Below are 14,532 nucleotides of genomic sequence, written 5' to 3'. Positions count from 1 at the left end.
CCAATTGGTTTGGAGCTTGGGGGGCCAGACTGTGATTGGGATTAGACCTGATTTATATCTTATATAAGTGAGAGTGAATATATGAACTATTTTGAAGAGGACCCCTTCTAGGTAACGTAAACCTGGAGGGTATATGAAAAAACTAAAATCACACTACGTACAGAGTGTAAATGAGGAACATTCAAAATATTTATGGAGGCAATACCCTAATATCCGTAGCGGGTTTCATAAATATTTTAGTACTAAACAAGAAAAAAGCTTTTACTTTATGCATTTAATTGAATGCAAAGGGTACCCAATTAAACTCCGTGCAGCTCGTGGGAAACAGCTAGCAGATCCTTGGGATGATTACCCGGCACATGTCTTTGATGTAGCAAAAAGTTGGAAGCATAACTCAAAAAGAAAGTTTCAGTACTACCGTTTAGTTTGAACTGTCGGAAAGCTTAGTTCATCTAATGGAAAGCTGAAAAGTTCTTTGTATACTGATAGTTAACTGTGCGCGTTTGCACTGGTTCAACGAGGTAAACGCGCAGCACATAAATACTAAGACGTTACATATCAATCGAGACCTATAAATGATTACACTTAATAGCGAACAAGGGTTTGTTAAGGTTGAAAGCTGGGAAGATATTGAAACCCTTCCAGGCTTCACTACGAATTTAGATCCAAAAGAGCACCAGCTAAATCAAATTATTGGCAGGTACATATTTAAAGATTATATAAAATGTGGTTTATCTAACTGCCACACTCCTCATGGAAGAGGATATATTGTCAGTACAAAATCAGGGCCTATTACGAACATTGGACATAATTGTGGAAAGAGCCATTTTGATGTTGAGTTCGATCAGCTATCTAAAGTATTTGAGAGGAACATTGCACTTCATACATACAGTGAAAATATTAGAAGCACGCTTAAATCGCTTGATTTTTACAAAGAGAAGATCGCAAGCATTCGAAGTGGGCCTCAAGGTGCTGACGCATTGTATAAGAAATCTCTACTCCTATTTAAAGGGAAATCTGGTTGCCCAGAGGCGGCTACATCGATTATTTCCAAAATGGTTCGTGGTCGAAATTCAGTTATAAGTATCGAGAAAGAGGCTAGCAGAAAGGAGATTGACTACCTCGAGGCAATTCAAGGGAAAAAATTACCACGTCCGTACTACATTGAAGAAAAAGTTGGAGAGTTATCTGGACTGTCATTTCTTTTCGAAGAAAATAGCTTAAGAGATATATTAGTTTTAGATCTAGATAATAGTTTCAAAAGTTTGTCAGAACTGGACGTTGATAACGGCAGTTTTAACGAGTTAAAGGAATGGTCCGCATGGTGTTCTGTTATAGGGCGAAAAATAGAAAACATAGAGAACTTAATTGACGTCGGAATAAAGCTTTTGCGAAAAGATAATTTACTTCAGATTTCTGCAGCTATATCAGATAAAAAACAAAAGGATGAATATATTAAATTCATCAATGCAAACATGTAACATACAAACCGTAGCACTCCGACTCATTCTACCACGATCGTTTTTTGTGTCGCGGTGTAGTGGCCAAATTCACTATGCCACTACACTTCCTGGGAAATTAACAAGTAAGGGGAGCTAATCTCTTCGTTAGTCCAACTTCTAATTTTATCAATGTCAAATTGACTCATTGATGACTCATCCAATTAAAGTTCAATAAAATGTACAAACATTTAAAAGCTACATGTGATGTTTACTTAGTGCTACTTTCAACGTCTCGTAGGGTCTTTTGAAACACATCCATGACACTTGGGTTGGTTTTGCTAATGCTGGATAACTTTTGAATGAAAGCTTGAAGTTTGCCTATCTCAGAGTGTGCTACTGCAAGCTGTGCTTCGAGTTGGATCAGCTTCTCCGCTAATTCCACGTCTTTTTGTAAATATGAAATCAGTTCCTTATTATCAGGCGAAACGGGCTTACCCCTTAAAACTTGCTTTTTTTGCTTGTATTCGTGCTTGATATTGGCGTACTTGTCGAGTGTTTGTCTCGTGGTGGCAATACCTAAACTGGATTCAATTTTTGTGACTAACAAGTCCCAGGTTAATTTTCCTTCCCAGCTTCGAATGAGGGCTTGTATGGAAATTTGCTGTTCAGTTTCGAGTGATTTAAGTGCCATATTGCCTCCCTAGAGTGAACCTAGAAAGCCTAAGAAATTATTCGTGGCTGCATCTTGGCTTTTAGCTTTTTTTGCCTCAAGCGCGGCTTGAAGGGCTTGCTCGGCATCAGGTAGCGCTAACTTGTGTTCTGCCACTGTTTTTGTCTCTAAACTGGTGATTCTTATGCTATTTGAACGAGTAAGTAAACGTACCATACTGCCTTTTTCGATGGCGTCATCGGATAGCACTTCAATGAGGTGCTTTAGCATGCACGTGTTGCGATAATGGGTTTTGTACCACATCTGCATGCTTCGACTGGTGACAAAGTTGATGGTAGTCTGAACCTTTTCCAAGTTATGCGTCTGTACTTTTAGATCCTTCATAAGCAAGGCAATTGCCTCACTATCATGGGCGATATGGCACGACGATGAGCACAGCGCACATTGTGTTTCAAACTCTGACATGTAAGTGCAAGGTGATAGGGCGAGGTTCTGAGTGCAAAACCCTGTTTCATGGACAAAAGTAGGCGTTTCATTGTCGATAGCCTCATTGTATTGGTTCATGGTTCTAATACGAAGACTGACTTTCTCTTTAACGTCCCTTTCTGGCTCATTAGAGTAAGAGATATCCCAAATCACCGAGGCGTTCTCGGCATCTGTGGTATGGATATACGTCAGGGTTTGCTCTGCGCTTTTTCGACCGGACAGCAGGGTGATGAGATGGTGAGGTAGCCCTTTTTTCGCAAGGTAATCATTTTGCCAGTGGCGAAGTTGGTGAGGCTTGAGCACAAAATCGCTGGCAAAGCCGTGTCGCTCAAAAATCGTCAGCCTGTTTTTACTGGCTTTACTTAAATCGTCAGCAAAGATCCGACTGAGCGAGCCAATCGGCACCAAAAGAAAAGGGTGTGTTACCTTGCCGCCCATTTGCTTTTCTGTATACATAAACAAGGCGTGCTCTACATCTACAGACTTCGTTTGCTGCTTATTGTAGCCACTCAGTTGAGATTGATTTATCTCGATGGTGTGATTTTGAAAGGCGGCCACGGTAAGTGCTTGTTGACCCGCAGTATAATTTTGGTATTGACATTGCTTTGCAAAATTAGATCCTGTTAGCGCCCGAGCGTAAGGGCAGCGAGGCTTAAATACCAATGTATCGAACGGCTCAAGTTGGGCAATGGGTTTGATGAACTTTGGATTATGCGGTTTATAAGTTTTGTCGATTGCCCCTTTTGTGTCAGGGGTAACTCGCACACATTTGTCACTGCCTTCAAAAAAGCCTAGCAGCAAGCCAAGATGCAAAAGGTGGGTGGGTTTGTTCATGGATGGCTTTAGCAGGGCAATGTTCTCATCGCTAGGCTTAAAATCACCCAGCACTTCTTTCAATGGGCGATTTGGCTGTCGATAGAACCGAGCCAGGGCTCTGGCAGGTTCTGTCGCTAGGATGGTGAAGTGCAAGGCTCGGTCTAGACTCTCAACCATTTCGGCATTGATGTGATTTTGATTGTCCTTAAAGCCCTTTGAGCCTCGCCAGTTCAGATAATGCACTGTTTTTTCTTGTCCATCGACAACTTGCGAATGGCGCTGTATGCGTTGTGTAGTCAGAAGCACTTGCTCTGCACCGATGCGATTAGGTGACGCCATGCCTAGCGCTGCCATGGTGCAAATAAAGCTGTCTCGCTGCGTTTGCGTCGATGCGATAAGCGGTTGCCAAGCATCAATATCATTTTGGTCATCATCCAGATAGGGGGGGATGACATCATGAAAGATAGCGCCGAGCGCTAACAGCGATTTTTCCGAAGGCAGTTTGCCTTTCTCCGCCGCCAGTGCATCATCACCACTTTTATTTCGAGCTGCTTCAGTGGTGGTATTTATGTAGGGCTGACAGCTTTTGGGCAACATTTTATGATGGTGTAGCCAGTTGATGAAATTCGTTAGGGGGCGAGAGTATTTCAGCGAGTCGATGACGTGTTGAATTTTATCAAGGGAAGCAGAGGCGACATTCTCATTCAAGCGGCAAAGGAAGTATCTTGCTGTCGTGATTTTATCTTGCCTTCTATTTATGGTTATGTTTTCCTTCAATACATCAAGCATATAGGCAAACAATAAATCATGTGTTTCAGGCGCTAATCGGTCATCGTCTGTGAAACGCGTACCTATATTTGGAAAGTTTTTATTCAGATTGCAAAAGAGAATATTGATGGTTCTACTGTCACTGTCGGTGAATGTCACCGCCATATCATCCCATGACGCAGGCTCCCCCTGAGAGTTAGTAAAGCCCATTAATGGCTGAGTTTTCTTTTTGGCCACGTAAGCACACTGGTTATCAATGTAGCGATTTATCGTGCTCATATCTGCGCACCTACTTTCAGGATTTTTCGCTCTTCACACAGCGCAATTGTCACTCGGATATAAGTAATGATGGTTTGCAGCCGTTTGACCGTGGCGGGATGCGCTGATTGACTGTTAATCGCCAGTTTACGCTCGGCTTTATCCAAATACGGTTGATGATTGGCGGTTTCTAACGGTCGAAAGTTATCACAGGGATAGCACCCCATCGGGGCGGCCCCTTTTGACTGACAACTGGCACAATTGGAGGGGTTCAGTTTGTGCCCCATTTCTTCGTCAAAAGGACTTTTAACCACAAAATCATGGTGTTGCTGTAACTCTTTCGAAGACATGCTATCAAAACGCTGGATAACACTATTCCCCGCAAAGGCTTGGTCAATTTTGACCCGTTCAGGTGCTTTTAAATCAAGATAAGATAGGATAGCTGCCACTGTGACACCAGTAATGGCGGCAACTTGTGCGGGGCTTAATCCCATCCAAGCCGCCAGGGTTAACTGGGTGTGGCGCCAGCGATTATTTTTAAAGACAAGGGGCTGATGGGCGATGCGGTCACTTTTAATGTCGAGTTTTTTATTGAAGAGGTAAGCAATATTTTTTAAAAGACTCACAGAAGAGAGATGAAATGCTTCGGATGTGTCGCTTACAGAGCGAAAGAGGCTCTCTATCATCTCAAATTTTGCTGAAAATAAACTTTGGTCCGGAAGCAGTGGCAGTCGTTGCATCAGTGCTTTGATGTCACTCTCAGATAATGCGATATTGCACTTGCTCAAGCAGACACATAGATAGGTTTCATACGCTTGGTAATATTGGAGTAGCAATTCAGACAGGTTTGGATCGAGTCGATGTGAGCGTGATTCGGCATTGCGTCTAAATCCTCCGTCTTTTCCTTTAAAGGTTCGCAAGTGCAATTGCTCCACATCAGAAAAGTGATGCTGTGTCAGAGGTTGCCAATCACGGTTATGTTCCTTGTGTGAGGTAAACGCTTGACCTACTCGCAAGAGGTCACACCATTTAAGTTGCACTAATTGTATCGGTCTTCTTACGATGGCGACCATCAACTGACAAGCCAGAACACTTCTCAGGCGTATAAAAGGGGATGTGGTGATGAACTCATTCTCGAGCGCATGGAGCGTTTCGATTCTAAGGGCTTCTAGAAGGTTATCACGCTCGATTTCACTGTACGCACCTATTTTTTCATCAAGGATGCCTTTATGAAAATTGCTTCTCCCTAGGTTTTCTTCCTTAACGAGATTATAGAGCGGAGTCAGGATAGAGCTACGGTACTCATGGCTTCTCTGACAAAATGCGTATAGTGTATCTCTTGTATGCCTTTTATAGTCCGTCAGTGTTAGCCACCACGCTTCAAACGTTGCGGGCTCTATATACTGGCAAAGCGTTTTTAAGGTGCTGACAAAACCATTTAGACTTTTATAAGCATAATGTTTTGCTGCGTGAGCGATAGCCAGTCGCAAATCGAGAAAAACGTTGCTGTCTAACGTGTGCATCCAGCCAAGGTAAAGGGTTTTCTTGTAACCGAGCATCCACTCATCTGAAAAGAGCTCGAAATCATAGCCCTCCATTTTTGACTGAAAGGTACTTGTTCCTTCAAAACGATTAATTAAATCATTTAATTCAAGGATGTTCATTGGTCACCTCTCAGGTTAGGCACGGATTGGCTCTGGTTTTTCGATGAGATTTCCGCCACCGTTACGGCTAATTGGAATTCGTTGTAGACGGAGGCCATTTTTGAATTTTCCACCCAACCCATCGCATATTTGCGAAGGTCTTCAATTTTATCTGGTGAAAATCCTTTCTCTTTTGCTTTATCTTCAAAGATTTCATTCCATTTATGACGAAGTAAATGGGGGTGCAGTGCTATTCCAATCGCGTCCCCAAAGGTCTTTATGACTTTGTGAATGGCGTTGTAAGAGATTGGCTTTCCTATGGATTTTCCTTTCTCCGAAATGAAGACAAAGTCATGCTTATGAGCGTTTGGGGTACTTTGGCGCACGGTTTCAATGTAGAGCTTAATGAGTTTCATCAAGTCACGAGAGATGGAAACTGAGAGTGCTTTTGTTTTATTCGCGGCGGGAAGCCGCCTTATGTCCGTAGGGTCGTTAGGTGTTCGGGTTAGTCGGAATCGAGGGTTGCCCCAATCATCCACTAAATCACTCACCTTCAATTTCAATACAGCACCCACACGAACGCCAGTATCAATCAATATTTGGGCGATGATTTGATTTCGAAGCTTGCTCGACTTGAATGGGTTATTTGGCGAGCGCTCTTTAATAATTTCTAATAAATCAAAGAACTTATTCGCTGAAATCACGGATTCAAAGGGATCTTTAACAACCGTGTTGTCTTTTCTAGAGTGAGATATCACCGAGCTTATGTAGAGTTTAAATTTATTAAATTGAGCATCCGTACTGATTTGCTGATCAGTTTCAGCTCTATCGTAGTGATGGCACACATATAGGAATTCAATGTAGGCTTTCAGTCGATTGAGGCGTTGATTAAACGTATGCACTGACACTTCTGGTTGACTGATGGATGTCGCATGTATCGCATCTCTGATCCTTTTATCAGTCAGGCTGACTACCGTGCTGTCTTTGTTATCGTCTTTTGTGTCCACATAGAATTTACATGCACGAATGTAGTCATCAATTTCCTCGATCGATAAAAACGATCCACATGCTACACGCTCAACAAGGTCAATACCGTTCTCCATGAAGAAGCAATATAAAAACTTCAACTCATAGGCATATTTCATTCGAGTGTAGAATGACGCTGACTGTTTTGAGGTGTGTGATCTCGCATTGGAAAGTGGGGAGTTATGATTGCCGTTTAGGTAAGCATTCAGGTACAAGCAGCATGGGAGGAAGCCGTTCCTAACTACGACTGGAAACGAAGCGCCTTTTATATCCTTATATATCCTAACCTGAACATTATCCCTCAAATTATTCATTACATAATTCAATATCGCTTACACATAAATACACTATGGTAGGTCTTTAGCTTTTTGTAAAGATAAAAAACAGATTTACTAAGGAAACTGTTATACAAACTAAGTCTGATTCTTTACTTTTCTTTTAGTGGGGAGTATTCGCAAAGGTCCTCAATAATGCAGCTGCCACAGCGGGGTTTGCGGGCCAGACAGGTATAGCGGCCATGCAGAATAAACCAGTGATGCACATCGACTTTAAATTCGGCGGGAACAACTTTTAACATGCGCTCCTCGACTTCGACCACGTTTTTACCGGGGGCGAATTTAGTGCGGTTTGCCATGCGAAAGATATGGGTGTCGACGGCGATGGTCGGCCAGCCAAAGGCGGTATTGAGCACCACGTTAGCGGTTTTACGGCCGACACCAGGAAGCGATTCTAGCGCTTCTCTGTCCTCTGGGACTTCGCCATTGTATTTTTCAATCAAGATCTCACAGGCTTTAATCACATTGATGGCCTTGTTGTTATACAGGCCAATGGTCTTGATATATTCCTTTAATCCATCCACGCCTAAGGCATAAATGCTGTGGGCGGTATTGGCGACTGGAAACAGTTTATCGGTCGCCTTATTCACGCTCACATCGGTCGCCTGCGCCGATAAAGTCACCGCCACCAACAATTCAAAAGGACTTGAGAAATTCAGCTCGGTTTCGGGTTTGGGATTGTTTTCACGAAGGCGGGTGAGGATTTGGATGCGTTTTTCTTGATTCATAGTGATCCTTGTAAGCAGTGGGTTTAACGCTAAACCCACTGCTTAAGCTGTTATCTCAATAAGGGCTTAACTCACTTTGGTGATCCGTGCCCGAGTTACACTTGGTTGTACAGCCGCTTCGGGTTGACGCTCTTTAAGCTTTTTATCGATAACGTTTTTCAGGGCGATAAGTAGGCCCATCACAATAAAGGCGCCGGGTGGTAACATCGCCAGCAGGAAGGGGGTATCGACTTGCCATACCTGAATCGTTAAGGCTTTAGCCCATGGGCCGAGCAGTTGGTCGGCGCCATCAAACAGGGTGCCTTGGCCGAGAATTTCGCGCGTGGCGCCAAGAACCGCTAAGACTAAGGTAAAGCCAAGCCCCATCATCAGTCCATCGAAGGCGGCGCTAAAGGCATTATTACGGGAGGCAAACGCTTCTGCGCGGCCAATGATAATGCAGTTGGTCACAATCAGCGGCAAGAAGATCCCTAAGGACAAATACAGACCATAGGCGTAGGCGTTGATCAGCAGTTGCACCGCCGTCACCAGCGCGGCAATGATCATCACAAACACGGGGATACGGATTTCCTTAGGCACATAGTCACGTACCAACGAGACTAAAATGTTTGAGCCTATCAGCACCAACATAGTGGCGACCCCAAGCCCGAGGGCGTTGGTGAGGGTGGCCGTTACGGCTAACAGTGGGCACAAGCCCAGTAATTGCACTAAGCCAGGGTTGTTTTTCCACAGTCCTTGCCAGGCAATTTCGCGATAATTAGTCATGGTTGGCCTCACAATTCAGAGGTTGGCTGAAAATCTCTGCTTGATGCTGAGTAAAGTACCATACGGCGCGTTTAACCGCTTTCACATAGGCGCGTGGTGTGATTGTCGCGCCGGTAAATTGGTCGAAATCACCCCCGTCTTTTTGCACTTGCCATTGCTTATCATCTTCTGATTTAAGCACTTTACCGACGAATTGGGTCACCCAGTCGGATTTACGTAAATCGATTTTATCCCCAAGGCCTGGGGTTTCTTGGTGGGCAAGTGTGCGCACGCCTAATACTTCACCTTGGGTATTGATGCCCACAATCAGCTTAATATTGCCGTTGTAACCATCGGGGGCGATGGCTTCTAGGGCGATAGCAACGGGTTTACCAGCAGCGGTAGCGATATAGGCGGGCATGGCATCTTCGGTGCCGAGCGCCTCTTTATCCTGCAACAGGGTACATTGCGCGGTTAGCTCATTGTCATGGAGCTCATCAGGGATCAGCTGATGCAGTACGCGCATCAATTCCTGCTGCTCTTGCTGCTTAATTTTGTCTAAGGTCTGTTGATTGACCACTGCGACTAAGCCCGTGCAGAGCAGGGCAAATAGCGCAAGTAACAGACCATTTTTAATCATTGGATTATTCACTTTTATTCCTCAAGAATCTTTGTTCAAGCATGCTTGATTCTTTTGCCACAGGCCTAGGGCGCTGAATGGCCATAGGTACGCGGACGCACATAGTAGTCAATAAATGGCGCGCACAGGTTTGCGAGCAGCACGGCAAAGGCGAAGGCATCGGGGTAGCCACCTTGGGTACGAATGACATAGACCAAGACGCCAATTAATGCGCCGAAAATCAAACGGCCGCGCGGACTGGTCGCCGCGGTGACAGGATCGGTCGCAATAAAGAAGGCGGCGAGCATGGTCGCGCCCGAGAATAAATGGAACAGTGGGCTTGCCTGAGTATCGGGCGACAGTAAAAAGCCAATGCTCGATGCCACAAATAATCCCGCCAATACGCCGGTGCTGATATGCCAACGGATGGCTTTTAATTTAAGTAGCACTAAACCGCCAGCAAGATAAGCCAAATTGACCCAAAACCAACCAACGCCAGTGCCGCCATCGAATATGCTTTTAGCCATACTCTCAGTGGTGGTGAGCCCTAAGGACAGATCGGTTTTGAGGGTATCGAGCGGTGTCGCCATACTGATCCCATCGATACCGAGGCGGAATTGCTCCATGCCACCATGGGCGCCGACATTGAAGATCAATTGCAAACTATCGATCACACTTGGGGTATTGAGCGCAACTGTACTTGGCGCAATCCAACTGGTCATCTGCACAGGGAAGGAAACCAGCAGTAACACATAGGCGGCCATCGCGGGGTTGAACAGGTTATGGCCTAGGCCACCGTAGAGGTGTTTGACGATAACAATCGCAAACACTGTGCCCATAACGATCATCCACCAAGGTGCCAGCGGCGGGATTGCAACCCCGATTAAGATCGCCGTCAGCATCGCGCTGTTATCGCTTAAGCTCGCTTTGATGCTGCGGTTACGCAGTTTCATCACCGCGGCTTCACAGCTTAGGGCAACGATAATTGCCAGTAACACTTGAATAAGTGTGCCCCAGCCGAAAAAAGCGCATTGCACCACAAGGCCGGGTAACAAGCATAAAATGACCCTTTGCATAACCGTTGATGTATGCAAGTTACGGGTAACATGGGGTGATGAGGCTATTTTAAACGCCATTGTGATCCCTTTTATCTAATCTTGAGTCACTGATTTTTAAGCTAATCATTTTTAAAGCAATGAGGTTAAAACCCGCAGTGCTATTCATTTGCGTCGCTGATCGCATTCGCTTCTCTGGCCGCTTTTTTGGCTTTCGCGCGGGCAACGGCCGCAGCGATCTTGGCCTTTTTCTCATCTTCAGGGCTGAGTGGTGCGTTTGGTTCAGCGACTGAGCTTGATTCATTTCCTGATTGAGAGTCTGATTCAGAACCTGACTCAACGTCTGATTCCGGCTTAGCCTCTGCTGCTAGCTTGGGCTGAACTTCGGCAACCTCAGTCAATTCAGCTTGCTGTGCGGCGGCTTTCTTTGCTTTTGCGCGGGCAACGGCAGCTGCGACTTTGGCCTTTTTCTCATCTTCAGGGCTGAGTGGCGCACTTGGTTCAGCGACTGAGCTTGATTCATTTCCTGATTGAGAGTCTGATTCCGGCTTAGCCTCTGCTGCTAGCTTGGGCTGAACTTCGGCAACCTCAGTCAATTCAGCTTGCTGTGCGGCGGCTTTCTTTGCTTTTGCGCGGGCAACGGCAGCAGCGACCTTGGCTTTCTTCTCATCTTCGGGACTGAGTGGCGCACTTGGAATTGAGCCTGACTTTGATTCTGGCTGAGCGTCTGCAGATAGCTTGGGCTGCTCGTCAACAACCTCAGTCGATTCAGCCTGCTGCATGGCGGCCTTTTTGGCTTTCGCACGGGCAACAGCTGCAGCGACCTTGGCTTTTTTGTCATCCGCTTCTGCGTTAGCCGTTGTTTCTGTTGCTGACTTATCTGTGTTGCCAGTCGCGGCGTCAGTGTCGTCATTGGCATCCGAATTGGCCTTCAACGCCGCTTTTTTCGCTTTGGCGCGAGCGATGGCAGCGGCGACTTTATCTTTTTGCGATAGTGTCTCAGTCTGCTCAGTTGGCTCGTTTTGCTCAGAAGATACTGTTTGTTCAGAAGAGACTGATTGCTTAGATGATTCGGCATCATCCGCACTTTGAGCCGCAGCAGCGGCTTTCTTGGCTTTAGCGCGGGCAATCGCGGCGGCAACGGCCGCCTTACCCTTAGGCGCCTCAGTGCTGCTTGCATCAGCCGCAACGACCTCGACCGGCGTGTTATCTGCTGTGGTTTCTGCCGCAGCCGCTTTTTTGGCCGCAATCCGCGCCATGGCTTCGGCGACGGCATTTTTATCCGTTGAGGTCATGGTCGCTTGGCGACGCGCAGCGGCTTCTTTAGCCTTGGCTTCGCGGGCGAGTTTTTCTTCCTCGAGGCGTTGAATACGTGCCTCGAAACGTAGTTTGGCGCGCTCGGCTTGATGTTTTTCATCGGCGGCTTGTTTTAATGCCGACTTAGCGATGCGGTAGTATTCCACCAGTGGGATATCACTGGGGCACACGTAACTACAGCAACCGCATTCGATACAGTCCTTAAGGTTGTAGCTGGCCGCCTTGTCATACTCTTCCGCTTTTGCATGCCAAAACAGTTGCTGTGGTAGCAGAAGTGCAGGGCAGGCATTGGCACATTCGCCGCAGCGGATACAGGCCTTTTCCTCTGGCGTGGTTCCAATCTCTTGACTGCTGGGCACCAAAATACAGTTTGTGCCTTTTAAAATCGGCACTTGGATGGTTGGTAACGCATGGCCCATCATAGGACCGCCAATAATCACTTTTTGATCGGCTTCGGCGTTAAATTCTGTGTGTTTGAGCACATGCTCAACGGGCGTGCCTATGGGTAACCAATAGTTGCCGGGCTTACCCACATTTTGGCCAGTAACTGTCACCACTCGTTCAATCAGTGGTTTACCTTGGGTCACGGCTTGATGAATCGCAAACGCGGTTCCCACGTTATGCACGACAATGCCAAGCTTAGCGGGGATAGCGCCCGAGGGCACTTCACGCCCCGTGATGATCTGAATAAGCTGCTTTTCACCGCCAGAAGGATACTTTGTTGGGATAGCCGTTACCCGCGTGCTGCCCGCAGGGAGCGTGGATTGGCTCACCGCCTGTTGCATGGCTTTGATGGCTTCGGGTTTGTTGTCTTCAATCGCTATCACAATGCGCTTGGGCGCTAGGAGGCGATGGATAATCCCAATACCCGCCAGAATGTCTTGGCTGTATTCGCGCATTAAGCGATCGTCGGCGCTGATATAAGGCTCACACTCTACGCCGTTGATAATCACTAATTCGATTTCACTGACGGGATTCAGCTTGATATGGCTTGGGAAGGCGGCGCCCCCCATACCGGCAATGCCCGCGCCATGGATTTTGGCAATCATCTCATGATTGCTGAGCTCAATTGAGCCTGGCGTTAACTCGCACCAGCGGTCTTCACCATCGGCGGCAATCACGCAGGTATTTACTGGTAAGGCCGAGGCGTGATTGCTGGCTCTTGGCTCAATGGCGATTACAGTACCAGAGGTTGGCGCATGCACGGGTAAATGCCAAATTGAGGTGCCTTGAGTTAATGGCGCGCCTTTTAATACTTTGTCACCCACTTTGACTGCAAGAGTGCAGTTTTCGCCAACCTGTGGCACAGGTACAAGGTATTCCTGCGCTAATGGCAGTTGGCTAATCGGTGTGGAGTTGGAGAGGAATTTGACTTCAGGCGGATGAATGCCACCGGGTGAGCGCCAAAGGGTTCCTTTATCTAATTGATCTAATAAAGTCAGCACCGCTTATCCTCTCTTTTCTTCGTGCGGGGTCTCTTGGATAAGAGTCACGGGAATGGCGTTTAAGCGCCAGTTCCAGTTTTTTAGATTTTGGCCCACAGGGATCATATCGATACAGTCAACGGGGCAGGGCTCGACGCAGAGATCGCAGCCTGTGCAGTCGGCGGTGAGCACGGTATGCATGAGTTTGCCCGCACCGATAATGGCGTCGACAGGGCAGGCCTGAATACACTTAGTGCAGCCGATACATTCATCTTCGCGAATGTAGGCGACTTTTTTGACTTGGGACTGAGCCTCTGCATTGAGCGGCTCTGGCTCGACACCCATTAAGTTGGCAAGTTTTTCCATGGTCGCAGTGCCGCCGGGAGGACACTTGTTGACTTTATCGCCATTGGCAATGGCTTCTGCGTAGGGGCGGCAACCGGGATAACCACATTGACCGCATTGGGTTTGTGGCAGGATAGCTTCGAGTTCATCGACAATGGGATTGCCTTCAACCTTAAATTTTAAGGCGGCAAACCCGAGTAATACCCCAAAGAACAATGCCAATAGGGTCAGTAAGATAACGGCAATTAACATGGTGGACATCTATTTAACCAATCCTGTGAATCCCATAAAGGCTAAAGACATTAAGCCTGCGGTGATCATGGCGATAGCGCCGCCCTTAAACGGCATGGGCACATCAGCGGCCGCTAAACGTTCGCGCATCGCGGAAAACAGAATTAACACTAAGGAAAAACCTACTGCAGCCCCAAAACCATAGATAGCTGACTGAATAAAATCGTGTTTCTCGTTCACGTTTAACAGGGCCACACCCAGTACGGCACAGTTAGTGGTGATCAATGGCAGATAGATCCCGAGCGCTCGGTGTAGGGAGGCACTGGTTTTTTGCACCACCATCTCAGTAAATTGCACCACCACGGCAATGACCAGAATAAAGCTCATGGTACGCAAGTAGCTGAGGTCAAAAGGCAATAATAGATATTGGTTGACGAGGTAACTGAGAATGGATGCCAAGGTCAACACGAAGGTGGTCGCCATGGACATGCCAATAGCGGACTCCAATTTACTGGAGACCCCCATAAAAGGACATAAACCTAAGAATTTCACTAATACGAAATTGTTGACCAGTACGGTGCTGATCAACAACAGGAGATATTCACTCATCTCAATACTTGTCTAA

General features: G+C 46.6%; 13 protein-coding genes. 2 read left to right on the top strand and 11 right to left on the bottom strand.

Going from position 1 to position 14,532, the window contains the following annotated elements; translation table 11 throughout:
* Positions 1 to 133 precede the first annotated feature (133 nt).
* Both N7386_RS11605 and N7386_RS11600 read left to right on the top strand, forming a co-directional pair.
* On the top strand, positions 134 to 430 hold the full coding sequence (locus N7386_RS11605; protein ID WP_041412643.1) for a hypothetical protein: 297 nt from the start codon (positions 134 to 136) through the stop codon (positions 428 to 430).
* Positions 431 to 575: 145 nt separating this feature from the next.
* Positions 576 to 1,481: a hypothetical protein gene (locus N7386_RS11600; protein ID WP_011717132.1), complete on the top strand. Its 906-nt coding sequence runs from the start codon at positions 576 to 578 to the stop codon at positions 1,479 to 1,481.
* 229 nt (positions 1,482 to 1,710) lie between these two features.
* On the opposite strand, the gene N7386_RS11595 is transcribed toward N7386_RS11600, so the two are convergent.
* The 11 genes from N7386_RS11595 to rsxA form a co-directional block, all read right to left on the bottom strand.
* On the bottom strand, positions 1,711 to 2,133 hold the full coding sequence (locus tag N7386_RS11595) for a hypothetical protein (RefSeq protein WP_011717131.1): 423 nt from the start codon (positions 2,131 to 2,133) through the stop codon (positions 1,711 to 1,713).
* A gap of 9 nt (positions 2,134 to 2,142) precedes the next feature.
* Entirely contained in the window at positions 2,143 to 4,461 is a 2,319-nt protein-coding gene (locus N7386_RS11590) for a hypothetical protein (protein WP_041412642.1), read from the bottom strand.
* Positions 4,458 to 6,104, bottom strand: coding sequence for a hypothetical protein (locus N7386_RS11585; RefSeq protein WP_279768598.1), 1,647 nt, complete (start codon positions 6,102 to 6,104; stop codon positions 4,458 to 4,460). The genes N7386_RS11590 and N7386_RS11585 overlap by 4 nt, the downstream gene beginning before the upstream one ends.
* Positions 6,101 to 7,228, bottom strand: coding sequence for a site-specific integrase (locus N7386_RS11580; protein ID WP_279768596.1), 1,128 nt, complete (start codon positions 7,226 to 7,228; stop codon positions 6,101 to 6,103). The genes N7386_RS11585 and N7386_RS11580 overlap by 4 nt, the downstream gene beginning before the upstream one ends.
* Before the next feature lie 308 nt (positions 7,229 to 7,536).
* The gene (nth, locus tag N7386_RS11575) at positions 7,537 to 8,172 is read right to left on the bottom strand and encodes an endonuclease III (RefSeq protein ID WP_279768595.1); all 636 of its coding nucleotides are present in this window, start codon (positions 8,170 to 8,172) and stop codon (positions 7,537 to 7,539) included.
* Between the two features lie 66 nt (positions 8,173 to 8,238).
* Entirely contained in the window at positions 8,239 to 8,937 is a 699-nt protein-coding gene (locus N7386_RS11570; protein ID WP_011622832.1) for an electron transport complex subunit E, read from the bottom strand.
* Positions 8,930 to 9,568 (bottom strand): electron transport complex subunit RsxG, encoded by a 639-nt coding sequence (rsxG, locus tag N7386_RS11565; RefSeq protein ID WP_083757899.1) that lies wholly within the window; start codon positions 9,566 to 9,568, stop codon positions 8,930 to 8,932. Before rsxG ends, N7386_RS11570 begins: the two co-directional genes overlap by 8 nt.
* 53 nt (positions 9,569 to 9,621) lie before the next feature.
* A complete protein-coding gene (gene rsxD / locus N7386_RS11560) occupies positions 9,622 to 10,671 on the bottom strand; it encodes an electron transport complex subunit RsxD (protein WP_011622830.1) in 1,050 nt (349 codons plus the stop codon).
* A gap of 80 nt (positions 10,672 to 10,751) precedes the next feature.
* On the bottom strand, positions 10,752 to 13,352 hold the full coding sequence (gene rsxC / locus N7386_RS11555) for an electron transport complex subunit RsxC (RefSeq protein WP_264888134.1): 2,601 nt from the start codon (positions 13,350 to 13,352) through the stop codon (positions 10,752 to 10,754).
* A 3-nt stretch (positions 13,353 to 13,355) separates the two neighbouring features.
* The gene (gene rsxB, locus N7386_RS11550) at positions 13,356 to 13,937 is read right to left on the bottom strand and encodes an electron transport complex subunit RsxB (RefSeq protein WP_011717122.1); all 582 of its coding nucleotides are present in this window, start codon (positions 13,935 to 13,937) and stop codon (positions 13,356 to 13,358) included.
* Positions 13,938 to 14,516, bottom strand: coding sequence for an electron transport complex subunit RsxA (gene rsxA / locus N7386_RS11545; protein ID WP_011717121.1), 579 nt, complete (start codon positions 14,514 to 14,516; stop codon positions 13,938 to 13,940).
* Positions 14,517 to 14,532 lie beyond the last annotated feature (16 nt).

The sequence above is a fragment of the Shewanella sp. GD04112 genome, assembly GCF_029835735.1.
GTDB lineage: Bacteria > Pseudomonadota > Gammaproteobacteria > Enterobacterales > Shewanellaceae > Shewanella.
Note: the sequence above shows the minus strand (reverse complement) of the source record. Positions and strands in the feature narration are given on the sequence as shown.